This is a genomic window from Spongiibacter sp. (assembly GCF_984394615.1).
In genome coordinates, this window is record NZ_CFHTQA010000049.1 from 1 (window position 1) to 23892 (window position 23892).

Annotated in this window: 20 protein-coding genes and 1 pseudogene; 2 read left to right on the forward strand and 19 right to left on the reverse strand. The window is 58.8% G+C overall.

Annotation, left to right across the window (positions count from 1 at the left end; all coding sequences use genetic code 11):
* The 19 genes and pseudogenes from AC5DB9_RS14520 to fabV form a co-directional block, all read right to left on the reverse strand.
* Nucleotides 1-184 (reverse strand): annotated as a pseudogene (locus AC5DB9_RS14520) (SDR family oxidoreductase); the annotation flags it as partial.
* A gap of 70 nt (nucleotides 185-254) precedes the next feature.
* A complete protein-coding gene (locus AC5DB9_RS14525) occupies nucleotides 255-1445 on the reverse strand; it encodes an acyl-CoA dehydrogenase family protein (protein ID WP_272991705.1) in 1191 nt (396 codons plus the stop codon).
* Between the two features lie 40 nt (nucleotides 1446-1485).
* Nucleotides 1486-2655, reverse strand: a complete 1170-nt coding sequence (locus AC5DB9_RS14530; RefSeq protein WP_272991707.1) for an acyl-CoA dehydrogenase family protein — start codon at nucleotides 2653-2655, stop codon at nucleotides 1486-1488.
* Between the two features lie 34 nt (nucleotides 2656-2689).
* Entirely contained in the window at nucleotides 2690-3229 is a 540-nt protein-coding gene (locus tag AC5DB9_RS14535; RefSeq protein WP_022959938.1) for a YfaZ family outer membrane protein, read from the reverse strand.
* Nucleotides 3230-3259: 30 nt separating this feature from the next.
* Nucleotides 3260-4144 carry an SDR family oxidoreductase gene (locus AC5DB9_RS14540; RefSeq protein ID WP_272991711.1) on the reverse strand — a complete coding sequence of 295 codons (885 nt, stop codon included), beginning with the start codon at nucleotides 4142-4144 and terminating at the stop codon, nucleotides 3260-3262.
* A 203-nt stretch (nucleotides 4145-4347) separates the two neighbouring features.
* On the reverse strand, nucleotides 4348-5496 hold the full coding sequence (locus AC5DB9_RS14545; RefSeq protein WP_272991714.1) for an acetyl-CoA C-acetyltransferase: 1149 nt from the start codon (nucleotides 5494-5496) through the stop codon (nucleotides 4348-4350).
* Between the two features lie 18 nt (nucleotides 5497-5514).
* Nucleotides 5515-6564 carry an acyl-CoA dehydrogenase family protein gene (locus AC5DB9_RS14550; RefSeq protein ID WP_272991717.1) on the reverse strand — a complete coding sequence of 350 codons (1050 nt, stop codon included), beginning with the start codon at nucleotides 6562-6564 and terminating at the stop codon, nucleotides 5515-5517.
* A 10-nt stretch (nucleotides 6565-6574) separates the two neighbouring features.
* Entirely contained in the window at nucleotides 6575-7747 is a 1173-nt protein-coding gene (locus tag AC5DB9_RS14555) for an acyl-CoA dehydrogenase (protein WP_272991720.1), read from the reverse strand.
* 48 nt (nucleotides 7748-7795) lie between these two features.
* Nucleotides 7796-8551, reverse strand: a complete 756-nt coding sequence (locus AC5DB9_RS14560) for an enoyl-CoA hydratase family protein (protein WP_272991723.1) — start codon at nucleotides 8549-8551, stop codon at nucleotides 7796-7798.
* Nucleotides 8551-9618 carry an NAD(P)H-dependent flavin oxidoreductase gene (locus AC5DB9_RS14565; RefSeq protein ID WP_272991727.1) on the reverse strand — a complete coding sequence of 356 codons (1068 nt, stop codon included), beginning with the start codon at nucleotides 9616-9618 and terminating at the stop codon, nucleotides 8551-8553. Before AC5DB9_RS14565 ends, AC5DB9_RS14560 begins: the two co-directional genes overlap by 1 nt.
* Nucleotides 9619-9694: 76 nt before the next feature.
* Nucleotides 9695-10495 carry a CoA-transferase subunit beta gene (locus AC5DB9_RS14570; RefSeq protein WP_272991729.1) on the reverse strand — a complete coding sequence of 267 codons (801 nt, stop codon included), beginning with the start codon at nucleotides 10493-10495 and terminating at the stop codon, nucleotides 9695-9697.
* 21 nt (nucleotides 10496-10516) lie between these two features.
* Nucleotides 10517-11392 (reverse strand): CoA transferase subunit A, encoded by an 876-nt coding sequence (locus tag AC5DB9_RS14575; protein WP_022959946.1) that lies wholly within the window; start codon nucleotides 11390-11392, stop codon nucleotides 10517-10519.
* A 141-nt stretch (nucleotides 11393-11533) separates the two neighbouring features.
* Entirely contained in the window at nucleotides 11534-12019 is a 486-nt protein-coding gene (locus AC5DB9_RS14580) for an Lrp/AsnC family transcriptional regulator (RefSeq protein ID WP_272991733.1), read from the reverse strand.
* A gap of 2 nt (nucleotides 12020-12021) precedes the next feature.
* The gene (locus AC5DB9_RS14585; RefSeq protein ID WP_272991736.1) at nucleotides 12022-12537 is read right to left on the reverse strand and encodes an Lrp/AsnC family transcriptional regulator; all 516 of its coding nucleotides are present in this window, start codon (nucleotides 12535-12537) and stop codon (nucleotides 12022-12024) included.
* On the reverse strand, nucleotides 12534-14174 hold the full coding sequence (locus tag AC5DB9_RS14590) for a FadD3 family acyl-CoA ligase (RefSeq protein ID WP_272991738.1): 1641 nt from the start codon (nucleotides 14172-14174) through the stop codon (nucleotides 12534-12536). Before AC5DB9_RS14590 ends, AC5DB9_RS14585 begins: the two co-directional genes overlap by 4 nt.
* Before the next feature lie 183 nt (nucleotides 14175-14357).
* The gene (locus AC5DB9_RS14595) at nucleotides 14358-15527 is read right to left on the reverse strand and encodes a CehA/McbA family metallohydrolase (RefSeq protein ID WP_272991740.1); all 1170 of its coding nucleotides are present in this window, start codon (nucleotides 15525-15527) and stop codon (nucleotides 14358-14360) included.
* Nucleotides 15528-15757: 230 nt separating this feature from the next.
* Nucleotides 15758-16591, reverse strand: coding sequence for an MBL fold metallo-hydrolase (locus tag AC5DB9_RS14600; protein ID WP_272991743.1), 834 nt, complete (start codon nucleotides 16589-16591; stop codon nucleotides 15758-15760).
* 66 nt (nucleotides 16592-16657) lie between these two features.
* Complete coding sequence (locus tag AC5DB9_RS14605; RefSeq protein ID WP_272991746.1) at nucleotides 16658-18043, reverse strand: MATE family efflux transporter; 1386 nt, start codon at nucleotides 18041-18043, stop codon at nucleotides 16658-16660.
* 135 nt (nucleotides 18044-18178) lie between these two features.
* Entirely contained in the window at nucleotides 18179-19369 is a 1191-nt protein-coding gene (gene fabV, locus AC5DB9_RS14610) for an enoyl-ACP reductase FabV (RefSeq protein ID WP_272991749.1), read from the reverse strand.
* A 352-nt stretch (nucleotides 19370-19721) separates the two neighbouring features.
* On the opposite strand from fabV, the gene AC5DB9_RS14615 reads away from it, so the two are divergent.
* A complete protein-coding gene (locus AC5DB9_RS14615; protein ID WP_272991752.1) occupies nucleotides 19722-22169 on the forward strand; it encodes a TonB-dependent receptor in 2448 nt (815 codons plus the stop codon).
* A gap of 166 nt (nucleotides 22170-22335) precedes the next feature.
* Nucleotides 22336-23826, forward strand: coding sequence for an FAD-dependent oxidoreductase (locus AC5DB9_RS14620; protein ID WP_022959955.1), 1491 nt, complete (start codon nucleotides 22336-22338; stop codon nucleotides 23824-23826).
* Nucleotides 23827-23892 lie beyond the last annotated feature (66 nt).

Here is a 23892-nt window from a genome sequence, read left to right on the forward strand (position 1 = left end):
GCTCTACGGCGTCATGCAGGCGACCTTCGTGAATATCGCTGCTCGCAATGCTGCGACAGCCCTCTTCCACTGCGCGCTTGGCGGCGGCAAAGCCAATACCCGCGCCTGCGGCGGCGGTAATCAGTACCGACTTACCCTTCAGCAGGCCGTGGCCCGCAACGTATTCCGGAATCTTCACACTCATCATTATCTCCTGGCGGCAGGCGTCTGCTGCGCCCGCTCGTGTTTTTGATTGGCTGCTGTGCGTGCTCAGGCTACCACTTGGGCTCTTTCGGCATACCCAAGCCGCGCTCGGCAATAATATTGCGCTGGATCTGATTGGTGCCGCCGTAAATGGTATCGGAGCGGGTAAACAGGAACAGCGACTGCAGGCGATTCAGTTCATAGGGCGCTTCGGGCAGGATATTAGCCTCGGGGCCCATAATATCCACCGCCAGCTCCCCCAGATCCCGGTGCCAGCTCGCCCAGTACAGTTTGTAGATCAGCGCCTCTTTCTGCAGGCTGCCGTCGCCCTTGTCGCCAGACAGCATGCGCATGCTGTTATAGCGCATCAGTTTCAGGCCGATGTGAGCCTGTGCGAGGCGTTGGCGGATCTGCGGGTCTTCCGCGGCGCCGTTTTCCCTGGCCAGCTTCACCACTTCATCCAGCTCGTTCTGGAAGGCCATCTGCTGGCCCAAGGTGGACACGCCACGCTCAAAGCCCAACAGGCCCATGGCCACTTTCCAGCCGTCGCCGGGCTCGCCGACGATGTCGCCGACATCGCACTCGGCGTCGTCAAAGAACACTTCATTGAATTCAGAGGTGCCGGTAATCTGCTCGATAGGACGCACGGTCACGCCGGGCTGATCCATTTTCACCAGAAAGAAGCCCAGCCCTTTGTGCGCCACCGAATCGGGATCGGTACGCGCCACCACAAAGCAGTATTCAGACTCATGGGCCAGTGAGGTCCACACTTTCTGGCCATTGATAATCCACTTGCCGCTGGCCTCATCGAGACGCGCCTTGGTTTTTACATTGGCCAGATCAGAACCCGCGCCCGGCTCGGAATAACCCTGACACCAGAACTCGGTACCCGCCAGAATCCCCGGCAGGTATTTGGCTTTCTGTTCCTCGCTGCCAAAGGCGATCAGCGTGGGGCCGGTCAGGCCATCGCCAATATGCCCCATACGACCCGGCGCACCGGCGCGGGCGTATTCCTCATAAAAAATCACCTGTTGCTCAATAGACAGCCCCCGGCCACCGTATTTTTGCGGCCAGCCCACACAGGTCCAGCCGCCCTCGGCCAGCTTCTGCTCCCAGCGTTTGCGCTCTTCGGGGAACATATGCTCGTCGCCGGGGCCACCGCGAAATTTCAACTGGGCAAATTCACCGCTGAGATTGTCTTTCAGCCACCCGGCAATCTCGGCGCGGAAGGCTTCGTCTTTTTCACTGAATTGTAACTTCATGCTCGTTCTCGCTTAGCCTGTTTCAGTTCTGCGGCTACGCTTACAGCGCCGCAACGTCGCCATCCAGCAGCAGCTTGGCCACGCGCTCGCGGTGCTCATCGCTGTTGCCCAGCAGGTGTTCGCTGGCTTTGGCACGCTTGAAGTACAGGTGAACATCGTATTCCCAAGTGAAACCCACACCGCCGTGCATCTGCAGTGCCTCACCGGCATTGTTGAAGTAGGCCTCGGAACACCAGGCCTTGGCGATGCTGGCGGCTTCCGCCAGTTCGCCCGCCAGCGGGCCGCCGGTCAGAGCTTCATCCGCCACACAGGCAGCGTAGTAAATCGCCGAGCGCGCCACTTCGTTGCGCATCATCATGTCGGCGGCTTTGTGTTTGATGGACTGGAAGCTGGCGATGGGGCGGTTGAACTGCTTGCGCTCAAGGGTGTAATCCACAGTGCTGTCCAGCAGTTGCTGCATCCCCCCGGTCTGCTCGGCAGCCAGTGCCACCGTCGCCAGTTGCAGGGTTTTCTCCAGTGCCGCGCCGCTTTGACCCGCCTCGCCCAGCAAGGCGGACGCAGGCAAACGCAGACCGTCCACGTTCAGGCTGGCCTGACGGCGGGTTTGATCCAAGGTGGTCAGCAGTTCGCGGCTCAGGCCAGCACTGCTGGCGTCTACCGCAAACAGGCTGATGCCACTCAGACCTTCAGAGCCGGCTTCGCGAGCGGCCAAGATCAGCAGCTCTGCGCTGTGGCCGTCGACCACATAGCGGTAATGGCCGTCGAGAATGTAATCGTCGCCGTCTTTGCAGTAAGCGGCACTAACACCGGCGGCACTGCCGTCGCGGCCGGACTGCCAGGCCAGTGTCGCGCTGCGGCCTTCGCAGATCGCGCCGAGGTGTTCGGCCTTCTGCTCTTCAGATGCCGCACACAGCAGGGCATTGGTGGCGAGACAGACCGTGGAAAAGTAAGGGGCACAGAGCAGATAACGCCCCATCTGCTCCATGATGGCCACCAGCTCGACGTAGGACAGGCCGAGACCACCGTAGGCTTCGGGAATATGAATCGCCTGCCAGTACATTTCGCCGCACAGGCGCTGCCACAGCTCGGCGTCATAACCCAGTTCGGTGACCATCGCGGCGCGTACCGCCTCGCTGGTCGAGGTATCTTTCAGAAAGGCCTCCGCCGTATCGCGGATCATTTGCTGTTCGTCAGTAAACGCAAATTCCATACAGACTCCAGTTCACGACGGCGGCCTTGCAGGATTACAGCCGGAGCTGCAAGCGTACAAAGAGGCCGTCTTCAAAATCGAATTCGCCGCCGTCTTTGGCATCAAATTCGATGTCGGCATAGCCCAGTTCCAGGGCCGAGTTTTGAAAAATGGCGAATTCCGCGCTGATCGACCACTCCTGATAGCCGTCGATGTCGCTGGCAGACGTCGCTTCGGGGCCGTAGTACAAGCCACCGCGCAGGCGCACCACATCGCTCAGCGGCATGCTCAAGTCGCCACCAAAGGCCGCTACCGCGCCGTCAAAACCGCTGTCATCGGCACTCAGGGCAATAGCCTTGGCGCCCACACGGCCAGTCAGAGCACCGCGCTGACCATTGGCATACAGGCCCAGCGAGACCAGATCGGCATCGTCTTCGTGGTGCATCCAGTCGAGCTGGGCACTGCTGTCAGCGCTCAGGTCACCGGCCACCGACGCGCCGAAGGTTTCATCACCGAAGCGAAAAGCCACCCCGCCAGCCAGGGCAGAGTTGGCCGTGGCGGCGAGCAGCAGCGCAGCAATAAGCGGTGATTTCATGGTTGGATTCTCCGTGTCGAGTTTGGAAAATCAGCTACCATACACTTTTTGCGCGGGCACTGCCTCAGCGAGAATTTTCTCTACCGCCTGCCCGACTTCGGCCGGTTCCCAGCGCGCGCCCTTGTCCACTTCAGGCCCTTTGCGCCAGCCATCGGCCACCGAAATTTTGCCGCCTTCCGCTTCAAATACGCGGCCAGTCACACTGGCGGATTCTGCACTGCCCAACCACGCCAGCAGCGAGGACACATTTTCCGGCGCCCAGTAGTCAAAGCTGCCGTCGTCGGGCTTGGCCATGCGCTGCGCCATGGATTCAACCGCGGTGGTCATGCCGGTACGTGCCGCCGGTGCAATCGCATTGGCGGTAATACCGTAGCGCGCCAGCTCAGCGGCCTGGTTCAGCGTCAGTGCCGCAATACCGGCTTTGGCGGCGGCGTAGTTGGACTGTCCCACAGAACCCTGCAGGCCCGCGCCAGAGGTGGTGTTGATAATGCGTGCATCCACCGCCTTGCCCTCTTTGGACTGACCGCGCCAGTAATGAACGGCGTGAGAGGTAATGCAGAAATGGCCTTTCAGATGCACAGCCATGATCGCGTCCCAGTCCGCTTCGGTCATCGACGCAAACATACGGTCGCGGTTGATGCCGGCGTTGTTCAGCACCACATGCAGATCGCCAAAGGTATCGATGGCCTGCTTCACCGCATTCAGACTGTCGTCGTAGTTGGTGATATCGGACGTGTTGACCACCGCATCGCCACCGGCGGCTTTAATGTCGTCAACAACCTTCTGTGCAGCCTCTTGGTTGATATCGTTTACGATGATCTTCGCCCCTTCGGCGGCAAAGACTTTTGCGTGCGCGGCACCCAAACCACCGCCAGCGCCGGTAATGATGACAACGCGATCCTGACAAACACCCATTGCAGATCCTCTTAATTTTCTCAGTGCGGGCCAAAGCCCGTTTTCAAATTTTCCAAGCGCGTGCTTGCACCTAAACGTGAGAACGTCAGCTGCGTGTGACTGGCAAGGCGCAGGACGTTTTTAGCGAGGGAGTTTACAAACCCGTAAATGACCGAGTTGAAAACGTCCTGCAACGCCGCCAGCCGCTCGCAGATGGCGTTCCGCTACAGACGCTCGATGATGGTGACGTTGGCCTGCCCACCACCTTCACACATGGTCTGCAGACCGTAACGACCACCAGTACGCTCCAGCTCATGCAGCAAGGTCGTCATCAGCTTGGTGCCGGTCGCACCCAGCGGGTGACCCAGTGCAATCGCGCCGCCGTTGACGTTGGTCTTGGCGTGGTCGTAACCGGTTTCCTTCAACCAGGCCATCACCACGGATGCAAAGGCCTCGTTGATCTCCACCAGGTCGATGTCATTGAGTGTCATACCGGCTTTCTTCAGCGCGTACTGGGTGGCCGGGATCGGTGCGGTCAGCATCCAGATCGGATCGTCGGCACGCACGCTCATATGATGAATGCGGGCGCGTGGAGTGAGGTTGTAGCGCTTGAGTGCGTCTTCGCTGACCACCAGCACGGCGCTTGAAGCGTCACAGGTCTGGCTGGACACCGCCGCGGTGACTTTGTCGCAGCCAAACAGGAAGTCCAGTTCGGCCATTTTTTCGATGCTGGTATTGCGCGGCGTTTCATCCATGCTGACACCCGCCAGCGGCACAATTTCTCGGTCAAAGCGACCTTCTTCAATCGCCTTCAGGGCACGGCGATGCGACTCCAGCGAGTACTCTTCGAGATCGCGGCGGCTCAGCTCCCACTTGTCGGCAATCATCTGCGCCGAGTTGAACTGGGTCGGCGGCTGAGCACCGTAGCGAGCCACCCAACCTTCAGAACCGGAGAACGGGTCTTTAAAGCCCATTGGCTCGGCGGCGATCATCGCCGAGGAAATAGGAATCTGGGTCATGGTCTGCACGCCGCCGGCAACCACCACATCCATGGTGCCTGACATTACCGCCTGCGCCGCGAAATGCACCGCCTGCTGAGAGGAACCGCACTGGCGATCGATCGTTGTGCCGGGCACTTCCTGTGACAGACCGGCGGCCAGCCAGGCGCTGCGGGCAATATCCCCCGCCAACGGCCCGATGGTATCGACACAGCCGAAAATCACATCGTCGTATTCGTTGTCGGGAATGCCGTTGCGCTCAACAATTGCCTTGAGCACATGGCCACCCAGATCAGCGCCGTGAACATGTGCCAGGCCGCCTTTGCGGCGACCGGTGGGGCTTCTTACTGCGTCGACAATATAGGCTTCAGCCATCGTTCTATCCTCGTATTCTTAGAAGGTCGCACCGGCGCCCAGTGGGGCGTCGTCAGCCAGAATGGCGGCGGCTACACGCTGCTTGTGGAAACCGGCAGTGCCGAAGCTGCTGTTAAAGGCCCAGGCGCGCTTCATGAAAATATGCAGGTCCACTTCCCAGGTGTAACCCATGGCACCGTGTACCTGAATGCTGTTCTTCGCCGCCAGATCGGCCACTTCGCAGGCGGCCAGCTTGGCGTGACTGACCGACAGCGTCGCTCGGGGCAGCTTGTTGGCGATGTCGTAGGCCGCGCGGTAAACCGGCGTTTTGGCGTATTCCAGCTTGTAGGCGATATTCGCCATGTGGTGTTTCACTGCCTGGAAGCTGCCGATGGCCACACCGAACTGCTTGCGCTCGCTCGTGTACTGGACGGAAAGGTCGATCATTCGCTGAGCCAGCCCCAGTGCCTGCGCGGCCACACCGAGGGCACCGCGATTCAGGGCATTGGCAATCAGCGACTGCGCGGTATCACCGTCGGCGATCAAGGTGGCGTCGGTGCTGTTGAATTCAACGCCGAACAGTTTGCGACCGGGGTCGACAGACTGATTCGCACGCAGCGTGGCCTTGGCGGGATCGACGGCGTAGATCGCCCCGTCCTGCTCGAGTAACAGCAGATCGGCGCAGTGCGCGTCTTCCACCAGTTTGTTAATGCCCAAGCCCACCACTACGCGGGCGTCACCCGAGGCCATCTTCGGCAGCCACTCAGCCGCCAGCTCGGCGTTGCCGCACTCGGCCAGCAGCGGCGCAGCAACCAGCACGCTGTTCACCAGCGGCTCAGACAGCGCCACGTAACCGGCTTCCTGCGCCAGCAGCACAAAGTCCAGCTCGCTCATACCCAGGCCGCCGTGCTCTTCCGGCACGGTCATTCCCGTCAGCCCCATTTCCGCCAGTTGCGCCCACAGCGCGTCGCTGCGACCCGACTCGGTTTCCCATAGCTGGCGAATGGCTTCAGGGGTGTTTTCGTTCACCAGAAAGCTGCGCACGGATTCCTGAAACAGGAGCTGATCTTCGCTGAAAGTAAAGTCCATACCCGTCTCCTTATTTGCGCGGCATACCGAGCATGCGCTCGGCAATGATATTGCGTTGAATTTCGTTGGTGCCCGCGTAAATCGGCCCGGACTGCGCAAACAGCCAACCGTCCAGCCAGCGGCCTACATCACCCGCATCCGGCGAATCCGGCTCCAGCTCACCACGGGTGGCGAGGATTTTCAGGCCGGTGGCGTGCATGCGCTGATCCAGCTCTGACCAGAAGATCTTGTTGGTTGAGGCTTCAGCGCCAATCTTGCCGCCCTGCATCAGGCGGCAGGCGGTTTGATAGGTGGTCAGGCAGTAAGCTTCGGCATCCATATACGCGCTGAGTACCTCATCGCGGATGCTGGGGTCTTCGTCAGCACTTTGCTGATTGGCCTTGTACAGGGCCACCAGGCGGCGCGCGGTTTCCTGAAAGCGGGCGGGGGAACGCAGCATCAGGCCACGCTCGAAACCGGCAGTGGCCATCGCCACTTTCCAGCCCTCGCCTTCGCCGCCCAGACGGCAGTCCACCGGGACTTTGACGTTGTCAAAGAAGATTTCCGCAAAACCGGGCAGCCCATCGAGCTGGGGAATCGGGCGCACGGTAATGCCTTCGCTGTCCAGCGGCACCAGAATAAAGGTCAGACCGTGGTGACGCTCCGACTCGGGGTCAGTGCGGAACATGCCAAAACACCAGTCGGCCCACACGGCGCGAGTCGACCAGGTTTTCTGGCCATTGATTACGTAATGCGTGCCATCTTCACTGAGGTCGGCGCGGGAACGAATCGCCGCCATATCAGAGCCGGCATTGGGTTCGGACCAACCCTGACACCAGATATCCTTGCCGGTGGCCATGCCGTTCAGGAAGCGCTTCTTCTGCTCCTCAGTGCCGTATTCCATCAGCGTGGGGCCAAGCAGGAAGATGCCGTTCTGGTTCACCCGCAGCGGTGCCGATGCCGCGTAATACTCTTCTTCAAAAATCAGCCATTGCATCAGGTCGGCGCCGCGGCCGCCCATTTCTTCCGGCCAGGTGATCATGCCCCAGCGACCTTCGTAGAGTTTGGCTTCCCACTCACGGTGTTGCTGGAAACCCGCTTCCGTGTCGAAGGATTGCAGCGGCTCTGCGGGAACATTGGCCTTTAACCAGGCGCGCACTTCCTCGCGAAATGCCTGATGCTCAGCGGTGTATTCGAGTTTCATCGGTGATTCTCGTCTCGTTACTCAGCGGCGGGACAGGCCCGCCTGTCATCAGAATTGGGCGTCGCGCTTCTGCACGAAAGCGTCTTTGGCTTCCTGGGAGTCCGGCTCGGCGTAGGCTTCCTGGGTGAAGCCCTGCTCCCAGCGATACTTGTCTTCCAGATTGCCGTCTTCCACGCCGTTCAATGCTTCTTTGGCAAGCTCGATCATGCGCGGCGATTTGTCGGCAATTTTCTCGGCGATCTCGCGGGCGGTATCCATCAGTTGCTCACGGGGCACAACTTTCTCGACGGCGCCCAGGCGGTAAGCCTCCTGTGCATCGATGGCTTCGCCGGTGAAGTACATGTAGCGCACCTTCTGTACCGGGAACATGCGCTGCAGGTGAGCACCGCCACCCATCGCGCCACGATCCACTTCGGGAACCGCGAAGGTCGCACACTCGGAGGCAACAATGATGTCGGCCGCGCCGCTGATACCAATGCCCCCACCCAGTACGAAGCCGTGCAAGGCGACGATCACCGGTTTGCGGTTGCGGTGAATGGCTTTGAAGGTTTCGTAATTACCCTTGTTCACACGGGTAATCATGGCCGGGTTAGCCGCCAGCTCCTTGATATCAACGCCCGCGCAAAAACCGCGTCCTTCGGCGCCGATGATGATCGAGCGCACGGCATCGTTGTCGCTCATCGCGTTGATTTCGGCGGCAATCGCCAACCAGCCATCGCTGTTAAAGGCATTAACCGGCGGGTGATTGAAGATCATTTCAGCAACACCGCTGTCGCTGATGGTCAGGGTATATGGCTTAGTCATTATGCGTTCCCCATGTTTGCGAAGCGCGCCTCGGCTTCGTCCACGATGCTGCGAATCAGGTCTTCACAGCTCAGTAATTCATCGATCACGCCCGCCACCTGACCGGAGGGCAACACGCCCTCGTCGGGACGGCCATCAACCATCGCTTTCTGGATAATCATCGGCGCGTTGGCGGCCATAATGGCCTGCGCCTTGGTAATGTCACCGCTGCTGGTCATCGCCATCGCCGAGCGCAACAACGACGTCAGGCTGGCGCCGGTAAACTTGCGAAACGCCAGGCCATTACGCAGGGCTATCAGCAGTTTTTTCAGCGGACCGGCTTTCTCCAGTTCGGTGAGAAAATCGTTGAGAATCATCCGCTGCGGCAGGCCATCGAGCGCTTCACTGCGAATAATCGCGCCGGGGTCCTTGCAGCTCAGGTAGCGCTGTTTGGTGGCCTCGGGCACCGGACTTTCCTTGGTGAGCAGGAAGCGGGTTCCCATGGCAATCCCGTCGGCACCGAACGCCATTGCGGCCAGCAGACCGCGACCGTCTTTAAAGCCACCTGCGCCCAGTACCGGCACCTTGTCACCCACAGCATCAACAACTTGCGGCAATAACAGCGTGGTCGGCACGGCACCGGTGTGGCCGCCGCCTTCACCGCCCTGCACCGTAACGGCATCAGCCCCCATTTCCACTGCTTTAATCGCGTGTTTGGGCAGCCCCACCGTGGGCATGCACACCACCCCCGCGTCTTTCAGGCGCGCCACCATGTCCTTGCCCGGTGAGCGCGAATAGCTCACCGCCTTGACGCTGTGCTTGATCACCAGATCGATAATCTCCGCGGCATTGGGCTGGTACATGTGGAAATTGACACCGAAATTGGCGTCAGTGAGGGATTTCACTTCGAGGATATTGGCTTCCATCTGCTCGGGGGGAATGGTCGCCCCGGCTAAAAAACCAAAACCGCCGGCATTGCCGGTTGCGGCGACCAGTTTAGGGTCGGCAACCCAGCCCATCGCCGTCTGGATGACGGGGTATTTGCAGCCCAGCAGTTCAGTGATGCGGGTGTTGAGTAACGTCGACATTGCTCGTTAAGCCCTGTGGTGAATCGACAAAACACCGGCAGTCTGCACTGCCGGTGTTGTAGTTGGCTGCCGCGTCTTAGCCGCGAACACCCGGAGGATTATCCTTGAGCTGCTTGGCCCGCAGGTTGTGCGGATCGATGCGGCGGATAATCTCCAGCTGCTCTTCCGTCGGCGCTGCCGTGGTCGGAATATTTTCAGGAACATGTACCGGGAAACCGGTGTTTTCCTGAACTTCTTCCACGGTCACACCGGGGTGCAGGCTGACAATTTGCATCTGGCGATTCGGGCCACGGAAGTCGAACACGCCCAGATTGGTGTACACTTGACGCACGTCGATATCGTCGAAGCTGTAGCCCTTGGGCAGGCGGTCGGGGTTGTAGCCGATGGTGCAGACCACATCGCACTCGCCATCAATGAAAACGCGCGTGCTGTGGGCCGGCACCAGGTAGCTATTGGCGTGGCAAAACGAGTTGCCGGGGAAGCCGCGCACACCCAGCATCTGTACCTTGGGCTTGCTGTAGTCGCCCAGGGCAGAAATATTGGCCTGCGCAAAGCGGTCGATCTGGGTCGGCCCACCGGTCAGGTGACGACGTCCACTCCAGACGTTGTCAAAGATGCGGCTGAAGCCCATCCAGGTTTCATTTTTCTGTTTGAAATCTGCCGGGCGCTTACCGACCGGATTCGGCTCCGACAGCAACCAGGCCTCGGAGTCCGTCATCAGAATATCGGTGTTGCTGCTCAGCATCGCCAGACTCGCGGCAATACGCGGCAGTACGCCGATACCGGTCACCAGCACTTCGCCATCGTTGTCGTAGGCACTGGCATTGGCACAAATCATCAGCTCGGCCAGGCTGTATTCAGTTGCGGGAGTACTCATAAAAAATTCCTCAGACCGATCTCAGTAAACAGGCATTGGCAGTTGGCGAATGGCATCCAGCCCGCCCACGGCGTCCTGGTATTCCGCCTCGCTGCGGCCCTTGATGTACTTGTCGAAGTAGGCCTCGAAGCCGCCTTCTTTGGCTGAGCTGTTGTACTCCTGGAAGTGCGGCACATCGAAACCGTAGAGCGGCGCACAGGAACTGGGGTGAGCGCCACCGGCAACGGGGATCACCGCCGACGTCATGGTGCGCTCCCAGAATACGTAGCGGGCTTCATCGCCCTCGGCAAAGTAATCGGTGTCGACCAGTTCTTCGCAGCTGACAAAGGTTTTGTCGGCGGCGCGGGCCATCCAGTCATCCATGTAAATGTCCGGGCCTTTGATCTGGCAGACGCCACGGCGGTCGGCACGGTCGACATGAATCAGCGCGGCATCCAGCTTCAGCGCGGGCATGGCCAGCCACTCTTTATCGTCGTAGGGGCTGTCGATCAATTTGATCTCGGGGTTATGCTTGACAACATCGGTGCCCAAACCCAGCTTGCTGGGGATAAACGGACACCCCCAGGCAGCGGCGCGCAGGCCCAGCAACATCATGCCTTCGTCAATTTCCATGACCTCGATGTCGCCATTCTGGCGAGCTTGACGGAAATACGGCTCCAGGGGGATGAAATCCAGCGACACGAAGGCGAACACCACTTTTTTCACCTTACCGGCGGCGCACAGCATGCCGACATCGGCACCACCGTAGGCCACGACCGTCAGATCTTTCAGGTCTGACTTGAGAATTTCACGGATCAGCGCCATGGGCTTACGGCGGGGACCCCAGCCACCAATACCGATGGTCATGCCATCGCGCAGCTCGCCAACGAGCTCCTGCAAAGCCATTTCTTTATTCACGTCCACTCCTTAATTGAAAGTGAGTTTGCCGCCCGAAAAGTGGTTTCAGGCTCAGCATCTGCTACGCATAACAGCAGAGTGGAAAGCTTACCAACGAAAAAATCCGAAGCTATAAGCCAAACAGATTACGCAAAACCGTTTTTAGTTCTTATCGGATTCTGCGCGAACAATCCGGCTCATACGGTAATCGTGCTTGACGAAATTGACCCCGAGAGAACACTCGGTTCGCAGCACACCGGGCAAGCCGCTGATACGACGGTGCAGAAACGCCGCCAGCTCGGCGTGATCCTGCACTAAAGTAATGGCGAGAAGGTCGAAGCGACCCAGCATTTTTCCCACAAAACCAATTTCCGGCACCTCGGCCAGACGCTGCGCCAGCTCTTCGCACTGGGCGCTGCGTTCCGCCTCCACCCAAATGTAGGCGAGAATCGGGTTTCGCAGCCGGGCGATGTTGGTCATCGCGGTGATACGCACCAGACCTTCGGCTTCCATGCGCTTGATCCGCGAACGCACGGTACCCTCGGTCACCCCCAACTGCGCCGCAATCTTGCGATTGCTGGTGCGGGCGTCATGGGCGAGGCCATCGAGAATTTTCAGGTCCAGTTCGTCGAGCTGTTTCTTTTGCACTGTTATACCCCGTGACCGAACGGCACCCAATTGGATTGATTTTTGAGCACGTCCAGCGCCACTGAGGGCTCCAGCTTGCGCACCCCCGGCACCGCCGCCAGCTTGACCAGCAAGGCATTCAGGTCTTCCTGATCGCGAGCGACCGCCAGAGCTTCTATGTCCAGCGTGCCCACGACCTGACAAACAGAAAATACCTGGGAAAATCCGGCCAGGTCCTCGGCCACCGCGTCTGCCGGCCGGCCTTCTACCTGAATGCCTACGGCCAGCATCATGCTGTAACCCACCGCTTCATAATCGGTGACCGCCACCACACGCAGGCTGTCCGACTCTTCCATGCGGCGCACACGCGATCGCACGGTTGCCTCGGTCAGTCCCAGTTCGGCGGCAATGGTTTTGAAGGGCATACGACCATCGCGGCGCAGCAGCGCCACGATGCGAAAGTCGACTTCGTCCATACCGTGATGCGTGTTGTCACCAGCCAGCGATGGCAGCGCCCCTTCACCACTGCCAATATTCACGCGCCACCGCCCAGCAACGCGGTCGCCTGTTTGGCCAGCTCGGTCTTCAGCACTTTGCCGGAGGCATTCATCGGCAAACTCTCCACAAACTCCACGTAATAGGGTTGTTTGTAACGAGCCAATTTGTCAGCGCAGAAGGCCTTGACCTGCTCGGCGGTCAATTCGGCATCTGGACGGCACACCACAAAGGCCATGCCGACCTCCCCCTGAGGCGCCTTCGGTACGCCAATCACCGCCACCTGCGCGACGCCATCCAGGTTGTAAAGCAGCTTTTCCACCTCCGCCGGATAGACGTTCTCGCCGTTCATGATGTACATATCCTTCAGGCGGTCGGTGATACGCAAATAGCCCCGCTCGTCCATGACGCCGATATCGCCGGTGCGCAGCCAGCCGTCGGCGGTAATCGCCTCAGCGGTGGCCTCGGGCATATCGAAGTAACCCTGCATGACGTTGTAGCCGCGCAGCCACACTTCGCCCTCCTCACCCGGCGCACGGGCCTCGCCAGTTTGCGGGTCGGCGCATTTCAGCTCCACGCCCGGCATGGCGCGACCGCAGGTGCTGGCAATGGTTTGCGGCTCGTCGTCAGGACGACAGATGGTGACTACGCCGGTGGATTCGGTAAGGCCGTATGCAGTGACCACGGTTTCAAAGCCCAGCACATCACGCATGTCCTCAACCAGCTTGACCGGCACGGATGCCGCGCCGGTCACGCCGAGGCGCAGGCTCGACAGGTCATAGTTATCGCGCTCGGGATCAGCCAGCAGCATTTCATACAGCGAGGGGGCGCCGGGCAACATACTCACCCGCTCAGCCGCGATGGTCTCCATCACGGCCCGGCGATCAAACTGCGCCATGGGCACGATGGTGCAGCCGGTAATCAGCGCCGCCAACCAACCCGCTTTGTAACCAAAGGAGTGGAAGAAGGGGTTAATAATCAGATAAATATCGTCGCCGGTCAGGCCGACCGTGTCGCTCCAGGTCGCAAACACGCGAATGTTCTGCTCGTGACTGCACAACACCCCCTTGGCCTTGCCGGTGGTGCCGGAGGTAAACAGCATATCGACGCTGTCGGAGGGCTCTATGGCACGCTCCAGCGCAATAAAGGCCGCGTCGTCGGCCTCGGCGGATTTGGCCATAAACGTCATCCAGCCCAGTTGCTCAGCGATATCGCTGTCGGCATCCAGGCGGATACTGGCTGTCAGGTCCGGCAGCGACTCTGCCGTGACCATCTCAGCGGGATCAGCGGCCTCCAGCTTGGCAACGGTCAGCAGCACGCTCACCCCCGCGCGACGAAGAATATCCGCCGCTTCCGAGGCATTCAGCCGGGTATTCAGCGGCACCAATACCGCGCCTACCGACTGCAAACCCAAGGCGGCGACAATCCAGCGGGCACTGTTGGGCGCCCAGATCGCCACGCGGTCACCGCGCTTCACCCCCATGCTCAGAAAGGCCCGCCCGGCCTGACGGCGCAGATCGTTGAGCTGTCGATAGCTGGTGTTTTCACCCGCCTCGCGGATCGCTGTTTTATCGCCATATTGCTGAGCCGCCCAGCCCAGCAGGCGCGGCATGGTCAGCGGCGGCAAAGTCAGATTACTCAGAACGTCGCTGGTGTTGGTAGGCGTGGAAGGTGAGGACATGGCGAAAACCCTGAAAATAGACGGACAGTTTTTTGCCCTAGAGTCTAGAATCAGAATCGTGCAACAACAAGGCTATGCGTAGTGATTCCGGTCATCAGCTACGCATAACAGCGGCAACTACTCCTTTCGGATGAGATTTTGGTAGGCTGCCCCCCGTATTTCAGCGGGCGAGCCACAGCGTGCTTAATAGTTGAAGTACACTGGATTCGACAGTGCGAGCATGGCGGTACTGAGCACTGGTGACAGCGGCGAAATCAGGTACGCCGACGGCCAGCCCTGCACTTCAACGCGGTAGTAGCTGCGATCCCCGGCAGCGGGCGTATCTTCAAACTCAAAATGCGATTCGGTCACGGTGAATGTACCGAACTCTTCACCGTTCTTAATCACCGTCACCGTATAGAGGCGGGAAATATCGGCGAAGTCACCGCCCACCATCTCCAGCATAAACGTGACCGGCTGTCCGGTGGCTGGCAGGTTGTCGCCCATCATGCCGTCGGCCTGACCGTCACCATCAGTGTCGACATACAGCGCCAGCCGCTCGGCGTTGGGATTCACACTGATCGAGGCGCGCCCGGCATCCAATGCCTCCACCACTGCTTCGGGGCTTCGCTCACGTGCAAACACCCAGGTGGTGGGCGTACCCAACACATTGGCGATACTCTGCCAGGCGCTGGGGCTAGTCATATCGCCCTCGCCCAACGGGCCGTGGTGGGCATCGCTGCCGCCGCGACTGGTTATCCGCCGTCCTGACTTGAGCAGGTCATCCCAGATTTGCGTAGCCCCGGAATGCAGCAGCCAGATGGATGAATTCCAAACCTCTATGCCGCGGGCGAAGTCGTAACTGAAATTCCATGCATCGCTGCCGGCGGGGTGACAGGCCGACATGTGGACGCCGAGGCTGTCGATCACATCGCCGATCACCACATCGAGATCATCGCGTACCTGATACAGCAATTCATGCTCGTAGGGCTGGGCAGCAATGACATTGCCGTGACCTCGGTGATTGGTCCATTCGGCGCCATACAGCATGACCATCGAGTCAGAGCGGTAATCCGGATCAGCCCAGGTATGCTCCGCTATGCGGCCTTCAACATGGTTGTCGTGATCGGTGATAATGAAATAATCCATCCCCACCTCTTCTGCCAGAGCCACCAGGCCCGCCAGCGGACTGGTAGCATCGCTGCTGTGGTGAGAGTGCAAGTGCAGGTCGCCCTTCATCCAGACTCCATCGCTGACACTGGCTGCCGCAAAGCGATCAGCATCGCTGTCTCCAGCACCGCCACCCGAGTCACCGCCACAAGCAGACAATCCCAACAGCAACCACAGCCCCATGCTCACCCGAAAGTGCTTCATTGCCCTTAAACTCCGACTTTAACGACAGATCACGCCCGCACCGGAGACACCGCTCTGGCGGCTAGCGAAAAAGATAGATGGGCAGGAGTGGATACAAGATATCCACCTGCGCCGATGGTAACGGCAAAGCCGTTAAAGGCGCGCACTGTCGCAGAATTTTATGACAACTTAATTAAGCCCCGACACCGAACAGCGGGGCACAAAAGAAGATAGGAATAACGCCAGCAGACCTACTTAACAGGGTGCCAGACACCATCCTGCTCGTGGGCCTCACCCTGCTTTTTCAGCTTGAGCAGATGCGCCCAGAGCGACAGCTGCGCAATGCTGTGGATGTCGACAGGGACATCGTCGTAGGCCACCTTGACCAGTGCTTCGAGGTCACCCGCACCGTGTTGCTGCAGGGCCTTGCGAACTTTGCTCTCGCGACCGAGGCGGTGGGCAATCAGGCCGCGAATCTCGGCCCCGGCGTCCTCAATCACGCTGCCATGTCCGGGAGCCAGGGCACGCAGCGGATAGCCCAACATGGTTTCCAGCGAGGCGATATAGTCGGCCATATCGCCAGCGGGCGGAATAATCACCACGGTCGAGCCCTGCATAATATGGTCGCCGGTAAACATCAGCCCCGTGGCTTCGTGCAGGAAGCAGAAGTGGTTATCGACATGGCCCGGCGTGTAAATCGCCCTGAGGGTCTCGCCTTCAACGTCAATGGCCTGATCGTGCTGCAATTCAATATGGGGCTGAAAGCTGGTGTCCTGATAGCCATCATTGGCAATGGCACGCCCCAGCAAGGGCACGCCGTGCTGCTCAGCCAGAATGGCCGCCGCGGGCGAGTGGTCGGGATGGGTATGGGTCACCACAATCTGCTCCAGCTCGCCGCCGAGATCACGAATCGCCGCATTGATAGCATCAATGTGCTCATCGATGGCGGGACCGGGATCGAGCACGGTGATCCGCTGATTTCCCAGCAGATAGGCATTGGTGCCCGGCCCGGTCATCACGCTGGGATTTGGCGCGATCAACCGGTGAACATTCGGAGCCAGATTTTGAAGAACGCCAGCCTGCATAGCTATTACCCTCTGTGTACTCACCGCAATGGCACAACGCCCAGCATGTCGGAAAGCGGTGGGAAATTAAAGCGCGCGCTGGGCGCGATGCTGTTCAGTCAGCAGGGGCTGACCCATACGCCAGCGCAATCTGGCCCCCAGCAATAACGCCGCACTACTCAAGCCGGCGAACAAGCCCAACCAATAGCCACTCGGGCCCATCGCGGTCGTTCCAAAAGCCTCGGTGGCGAGAACATAGCCCGCCGGCAGACCAACACCCCAGTAGGAAAACAGGGTCAGATACATCGGCACCTGGGTATCTTCAAAGCCGCGCAGACAACCGTTGGCGGTCACCTGCAAGGCATCGGAGATTTGATACAGCGCCGCGAATAGCAGCAGATAACTGGCCAGCGACAGCACTTCGGGGTTGTCGGTATAAATGCGCGGAATCCACTCGCGGCTCACCACCAGCAACGCGGCCGCCGTCACGCCAATGACGGCCGTAATCCGGAAGGCAATACGAATAGCCAGACGCAGCCCTTCTTCGTCTTCACGACCCCGGGCATGTCCTATTCGCGAGGTGGCCGCCAGAGCAAAACTGAGTGGCAGCATGAATACCAGCGATGTGAAATTCAGCGTCAATTGATGACCGGCAACAACAATGGCACCAGACTGACTCAACAACAGTGCAATCACCGCAAAAATGCTGACTTCAAAGAAGATCGCCAACGCCACCGGCAAGCCCAATACAAACAGGTAGCGCAGCGTCGGTGGCTCAAATTGCCAGGGGTGCAGTTCCAGCTTACACCCTCGCTGGGCGTAGCTGTCGTTGAATTTCACGTAGAGCACCATCAACACAGCCATCAGGTTCATCACCACCGCAGTGGCCCAGCCGCAGCCCACGCCCCCCAGGGCCGGGAAGCCCAGCTTGCCGTATATCAGCACGTAGTTGACGGGAATATTGACCAGCAGGCCAATCACACTGATCCACAGCACCGGGCGGGTATCGCCCAGCGCTTCAGTATAACTGCGCAGCGACAGCACTACGGCGATGGCAGGCAGGCCCCAGCTCAGGCCAAAGAGGTAATCCTCCACCATCGGCTGAATCTGCGCATCAACATCCATCCGGCTCAGAATGAACCCGGTATTCTGCAGCAACAGCGCGCCGGCAATCCCGGCCAGCAGCGCCAGCATCATCGACTGATGCATGGTGGGGTTTATTCGCCCAAGCTGCCCTGCACCCAGGTGGCGGGCCAATACCGAGGTGGTGGCCATCAGCAGGCCGGTCAGGAATAAAAAGACCGGCACCCAGATGCTGGCCCCGACCGCAACGGCGGCCAGATCGACCGCAGAGACCCGCCCCGCCATGACCGTATCGACAAAGCCATTGGCGGATTGCGCCAACTGACCGCCAACAATAGGCAGGGCAATCGTTAACTGACGACGCAATTCCTCTCTGGCGCTGACAGGCATGAAAAACTCTCGGGCGGGCGTGAACGGGGCTGCACTCTAACGCAGCAATGGCGGCGCCGCAAACGCGTTAACGGCAGCGTGAGAGGAAACGAAAACGGGGGCCTCAGCCCCCGTCCTTGTTATTGCCTCGCTGGTTCACACCAGCTCGGCGATGGGTACGACCGGATCGACATCCGCTTCGTAGTCCACGCCGTCGACACCAAAGCCAAACAGCTTGAGGAATTCCTGTTTGTAACCGGCAAAATCGGTGACGTCATGCAGGTTTTCCGTGGTGACTTTGTCCCAGGCGTCCGAAACCGCCTGCTGAATTTCCGGTCGCAGTTCGAGACCGTCGGCCCGCAAGCGGCCCTCCTCGTCGCAGGTCGGTTGATCCCCGTACAAGCTGTTGCGGAATAAACCGTAGACCTGCTCAATACAGCCTTCGTGGCTGCCGTCCGCCTTCATTACTTTAAACAGCAACGACAGATACAGCGGCATAATCGGAATGGCAGAACTGGCCTGAGTCACCACAGCTTTCAGCACCGACACACGGGCATCGCCGCCCTTCGCCGCCAGTCGCTCACGGATATCAATCACCCGCTTGTCCAGGTCCTGCTTGGCGCGGCCAATCGTGCCATGCCAATAGATATCCCAGGTAATACGCTCACCGAGATAGGTGTAGGCCGTGGTCTTCGCACCGTCAGCCAGCACGCCCGCCTCATCCAGCGCCTCAATCCACATCTGCCAGTCTTCACCGCCCATCACGGCGACGGTACTGTCGATGTCATCCTGAGTCGCCGCCGGTAGCGTGACGGTTTCAATGGTTTCCTTGTCGGTATTCACCCCACGCTGACTGACATCCTTACCGATGGGCTTCAAGGTGGAGTTGAACACCTCGCCACTCTTTGGATGCTGACGGCGCGGCGCCGCCAGGCTGTACACCACGAGATCGACTTGCCCGAGATCCGCCTTGATCTGCGCAATGGTTTTTTCCTTTATCTCATCAGAAAAGGCGTCACCGTTGATGCTTTTGGCATACAGCCCTTCCGCATCGGCAAATTTGTGAAAGGCTGCCGAGTTGTACCAGCCAGCCGTGCCCGGCTTTTTCTCAGTACCTTCTTTCTCGAAGAAAATGCCCAGCGTGGCGGCACCACTGCCAAACGCGGCACTGATCCGGGACGCCAGACCGTAGCCGGTAGAGGCGCCGATCACCAATACCTTCTTGGGACCATTGGGAATCTCGCCCTGGGCTTTCACATAGTCGATCTGCTGACGGACATTGGCCTCGCAGCCCACAGGGTGAGTGGTCACACACATGAAGCCGCGCACACGGGGTTTAATGATCATTCGCTTCTCTACTCCATCGTTGAAAGCCTTTATTGGCGGGCATTATAAGGCGTTCAGGCAGCCCCGACTAATACTCACTGTCAACTTTGAATTCTGCACAAAATACCGATTCGAGAAATTGCAGCTTAACTGTGTCGGTGAGAATCGCCTCTTCATCTAATCGCTTCAGACTAGCTTGGCGCAGTTTTCGCTGTGCTATGATCCGCCGAATAAAAGTAACAACACTGTAACCTTGTGCACAAATCGAGATTTATGCGCAATTAGCTCGTTCCAAAACTTCGAATAACTATTAAAAAACAAACTTACATAAACACATTGCGTGCTAACAATTTATATAAGTAAAGGGTGATGTATGAAACTTAGCAAGCTTAAGCCACTCGCGGTGCTCGGCGGCTTTAGTCTGGCGGTAGCCAGCCCTATGGCACTGGCGCAGCTGGAAGAAGTTATCGTTACAGCGCAGAAGCGCGCCGAGTCGCTGCAAGACACACCAATCTCGCTGACGGCGTTCGGGGAAGATCAACTGGAAACCGACGGCATCAACAACCTTGGCGACATTGGCTCCAAAGTCCCCAGCCTGACGATTGAACCGTTCCCGATCAACAACGCCACCCTGCGTATCTTTATTCGCGGCATCGGTATTTCCGACGCCCAGATCACCCAGGATCCCCCGGTCGGCATTTATGTAGATGGCGTATACATCGCCCGCTCAACCGGCACCGCACTGGACGTTGCCGATCTGCAGCGCATCGAAATTCTTCGCGGTCCACAGGGCACACTCTATGGACGCAATACCACCGGCGGCGCCATCAACCTGATCACCAAGAAGCCCACCACCGAAGCCTTGGAGTTCAAACAGAAGTTCACCGTCGGCAACCGTAACTTGCTGACCTCGAAAAGCACCTTGAATGTGCCACTGAACGACCGTATGGCAGCCAAGTTTGCCGTGATGCGCACGCAGCAGGACGGCCATATTGAAAACACCGGCCCCGGCGGCGACTTTGGCGACCGCGATGTCGAGGGTTATCGTCTGGATTTCCGCTGGGATATCACCGACAGCCTCGCGTTTGACTACGCCTACGACAAGTCGGACTTCGACTACTACAACACCCAGTATCAGCACGTTATTCCGCGTTCACCGTCGGGCAGCCAAGCCGATCTGGTTTCTGCGCAGGAAAGAAGCGTCTACTCCGATACTCGCCAGAAATCGGTTGGTACCGTGACGCCCTATGAGCAGTCATCGACCGATATCGAAGGGCATGCCTGGACGCTGACACAGGATTTCGACAGCTTCCAAATCAAGTATATCGGCGCCTATCGTGAGCTGAATGACAAATCCTATGCCGACCTCGGTGGCGGCGTCCCGCTTGCCGATGGCGAAACCGCCGACAGTGGTCTGACATTCCGTGTCGATTCAAACGAGTACTGCGGGCAAGCCGCCGAGTTCGTGATGGGAAGAGGCAACTGCCTCCCCCTGACCTACCCCAAAATCAGTCAGGAACAGACATCTCACGAGCTGCAAATCTCCGGCGATCTGTTTGAAAGCCGCATCAACTACATCGTGGGCGCCTATTACTTCACTGAGGAAGCCCAGGAAGACAATGGACCGATGCACCATCAGCTCAGCGGCCCCATCAACATTGATATCCCGCTGCTTGGCGATATTCTCAAGAGCAGCATCCGCGCCGTAAATATGCTGGAGCAGGTTTACGATATCGAGAACGATGCCAAAGCCTTCTTCGGCCAGTTCACCTGGACACCACCGATTCTGGAAGACCGCCTGCAACTGACCTTCGGTGCACGGCGCTCGGAAGACACGCGTTATACCAAGAAATTCCAGCGTGACCAGACCATTGCGGAAACACCACTCGGCCCGATCGACGTGTCGTTCGCGCAGTGCAACAGCATTCTGGACGGCGACTGCAGAAACTTCGACAACATTGAAGCTAAACAGGAGTTCACTAACGACTCATTCAGCTTCGTTGCCGAATACGACCTGACCGACAGCACGAACATTTATGCCAAGCGTGTCGAGGCCTATAAGTCGGGCGGCTTTAACACCCGCGACCCGCAACAGGATGGCAACCAGGGCCCGGCAACCGATGGCGTGGATTACGGCTTCGGCTATGCCGACGGCTTTGACGCCGAGTACGTAACCTCGTATGAGCTGGGCGTGAAAAGCGAGCTGATGGACCGCCGCCTGCGGGTCAACGCGAACGTGTTCTACAGCGAATACGAAGACATGCAGCTCAACTTCATTCTGACCGGGACGGTGGCCGACACCAAAGTCACTAACGCCGGTGAGGCGGAGATGTACGGCCTGGAAACTGACATCACCTTTATGGCTACCGAACGCCTGCTGATGATGCTGAACTACGCCTACCTGCACTCCGAGGTCACCAAGGCAACCGACGTTAGCGGTAACGATGTGGCCGACCAGTTTGTGTTTTTCTCCGCTCCCGAGCACAGCTTCACTCTGTCTGCTGATTACACCCTGTTCGTTGCAGACTGGGGACGCGGCAGCGTCAACCTCAGCGTGAACTACATGGATGAGCGCAACGGTGGCTCTCGCGCAGAGAACGTGAAAAACACCCAGCTTCGCCAGTACGAACTGGTGAATGCCCGCTTCAGTCTGGCAGATGTCCCCCTCGCGGGCGGTCGCCTGGGCGCGGGTCTCTGGGCCAAGAACTTGCTGGATGAAGAATACGAGCTGACCGCCGTCGACAACCTGCCCTCAGCAGACCGCTCGGTGATCTGGGGCGAACCCCGCACCTACGGTATCGACGTCTTCTACGAGTACTGATAACGGATTTGTTTGGTCTTGCTTGGGCTGCCATTGTGCAGCCCTTTTTTTGTCTGTCGGAATTAACGGAAAGGTCAACAAAATGAACCCAGATGTTCTTGATAGCCCCCGGCAAAACCAGTAAATTTGATCTTTTAATACGAATATATTAATCGAGCCTTCCGTAATGAATAATAGCGATAAAACCAGCCCCAGCAAGCCCCTGCGCGCCAGCGCTATACCCCATTGGGACATCGAAACGGATATTGCCATTGTCGGTTTTGGCGGTGCGGGTGCCTGCGCAGCCATTGAAGCCGCCGACGCGGGCGCCACTGTCCAGTTGTTCGAACTGGCCAGTGCCAGCGGCGGCTCCACCGCACTGTCCAGCGCCGAGATTTACATGGGCGGCAATGGCGGCACGCCGGTTCAGCAAGCCTGTGGCTACAGCGACGACACCGAAAACATGCTGAACTATCTTCGCGCCTGCTTCGGCAATCAAGCCGACGAAGACAAGCTCCGTTATTATTGCGAAAACAGCATCGCGCACTACCAATGGCTCACTGGTATGGGCGTGCCGTTCAAAATGAGCGAGCTGAAAGAACGCGCGATCATGGCGCTGACCGACGACTGTCTGCTGTATACCGGCAACGAAAAAGCCTACCCCTTCCCGGAGCACGCGAAACCCATCCCTCGCGGTCACAACCTCGAAATTGAAGGTGATAACGGCGGGCCGCTGCTGATGAAGCTGCTGACCGAGGCCGTTGAAGCGAGAGAGAACGTGACTGTTCACTACGAGAGCCGGGCCCTGACGCTGGTTCAAGACGACAACGATGTCGTGGTTGGCATTGTCGTGCGGATCAATCAGAAAGAGCACTACGTCAAAGCGAGCAAGGGTGTCATCCTCTGCGCGGGCGGCTTCTGTATGAATGAGGAAATGGTTCGTAAATACGCGCCTCAGTTCGACTGCGGTCTGACCCCCATCGGCAACCCCGGCGACACCGGCAGCGGTATTTTGATGGGAATGGGCGCCGGCGGGGCGACGATCAACATGCACGAATGCTTTGTCAGCCTGCCGTACTATCCCCCGTCGTCACTCACCTACGGCATTCTGGTGAATGATAAAGGACAGCGTTTTATCAACGAAGATTGCTACCATGGCCGTGTCGGCTACAACGCCCTGCTGCAGCAACGCAATTCCAAACGCATCTACATGATCACCGATGTGGAAGGCTACGGCGACTACGAGCGCATGAGTTATCTGGGCGCCCAGGTGGCAGGTACGGGCGATACGATTGCCGAACTTGAAGGCGAGCTCGAATTGCCGTCAGGCAGCCTGCAACAGACGCTGGAGTCCTACAACCGCAATGCGGCAGAAGGTAATGACCCGCTCTATCACAAGTCGGATGCCTGGCTGCGACCGATTGAGCCGCCCTTTGTCGCACTTGACTGCACCCTGGGGCGCGGTCCCTTCTATCCGTTCTTCACACTGGGTGGACTGGACAGCCTGCCTACCGGCGAAGTGCTGAATGCAGACCGCGAAGTCATTCCCGGACTTTACGCGGCGGGCCGCACTACCGCGGGCATTCCACGCACCGCTGCAGGCTACGCCAGCGGCATGTCGGTCGGCGATGCCACCTTCTTTGGACGCATGGCGGGCAAGGCCGCGGCAGCTCGCTAGCACCGGAAGATGTGTCCCGTCCTGACATAGGTTGTCAGGTTTCAAGGAGCCGCTTCCGTATAGGAG

Excerpts from the sequence above, each read along its gene's own strand:
- AC5DB9_RS14525 (WP_272991705.1), bottom strand. The coding sequence starts at position 1,445 with ATGAAGTTACAATTCAGTGAAAAAGACGAAGCCTTCCGCGCCGAGATT.
- AC5DB9_RS14530 (WP_272991707.1), bottom strand. The coding sequence starts at position 2,655 with ATGGAATTTGCGTTTACTGACGAACAGCAAATGATCCGCGATACGGCG.
- AC5DB9_RS14535 (WP_022959938.1), bottom strand. The coding sequence starts at position 3,229 with ATGAAATCACCGCTTATTGCTGCGCTGCTGCTCGCCGCCACGGCCAAC.
- AC5DB9_RS14540 (WP_272991711.1), bottom strand. The coding sequence starts at position 4,144 with ATGGGTGTTTGTCAGGATCGCGTTGTCATCATTACCGGCGCTGGCGGT.
- AC5DB9_RS14545 (WP_272991714.1), bottom strand. The coding sequence starts at position 5,496 with ATGGCTGAAGCCTATATTGTCGACGCAGTAAGAAGCCCCACCGGTCGC.
- AC5DB9_RS14550 (WP_272991717.1), bottom strand. The coding sequence starts at position 6,564 with ATGGACTTTACTTTCAGCGAAGATCAGCTCCTGTTTCAGGAATCCGTG.
- AC5DB9_RS14555 (WP_272991720.1), bottom strand. The coding sequence starts at position 7,747 with ATGAAACTCGAATACACCGCTGAGCATCAGGCATTTCGCGAGGAAGTG.
- AC5DB9_RS14560 (WP_272991723.1), bottom strand. The coding sequence starts at position 8,551 with ATGACTAAGCCATATACCCTGACCATCAGCGACAGCGGTGTTGCTGAA.
- AC5DB9_RS14565 (WP_272991727.1), bottom strand. The coding sequence starts at position 9,618 with ATGTCGACGTTACTCAACACCCGCATCACTGAACTGCTGGGCTGCAAA.
- AC5DB9_RS14570 (WP_272991729.1), bottom strand. The coding sequence starts at position 10,495 with ATGAGTACTCCCGCAACTGAATACAGCCTGGCCGAGCTGATGATTTGT.
- AC5DB9_RS14590 (WP_272991738.1), bottom strand. The coding sequence starts at position 14,174 with ATGTCCTCACCTTCCACGCCTACCAACACCAGCGACGTTCTGAGTAAT.
- AC5DB9_RS14595 (WP_272991740.1), bottom strand. The coding sequence starts at position 15,527 with ATGAAGCACTTTCGGGTGAGCATGGGGCTGTGGTTGCTGTTGGGATTG.
- AC5DB9_RS14600 (WP_272991743.1), bottom strand. The coding sequence starts at position 16,591 with ATGCAGGCTGGCGTTCTTCAAAATCTGGCTCCGAATGTTCACCGGTTG.
- AC5DB9_RS14605 (WP_272991746.1), bottom strand. The coding sequence starts at position 18,043 with ATGCCTGTCAGCGCCAGAGAGGAATTGCGTCGTCAGTTAACGATTGCC.
- fabV (WP_272991749.1), bottom strand. The coding sequence starts at position 19,369 with ATGATCATTAAACCCCGTGTGCGCGGCTTCATGTGTGTGACCACTCAC.
- AC5DB9_RS14615 (WP_272991752.1), top strand. The coding sequence starts at position 19,722 with ATGAAACTTAGCAAGCTTAAGCCACTCGCGGTGCTCGGCGGCTTTAGT.
- AC5DB9_RS14620 (WP_022959955.1), top strand. The coding sequence starts at position 22,336 with ATGAATAATAGCGATAAAACCAGCCCCAGCAAGCCCCTGCGCGCCAGC.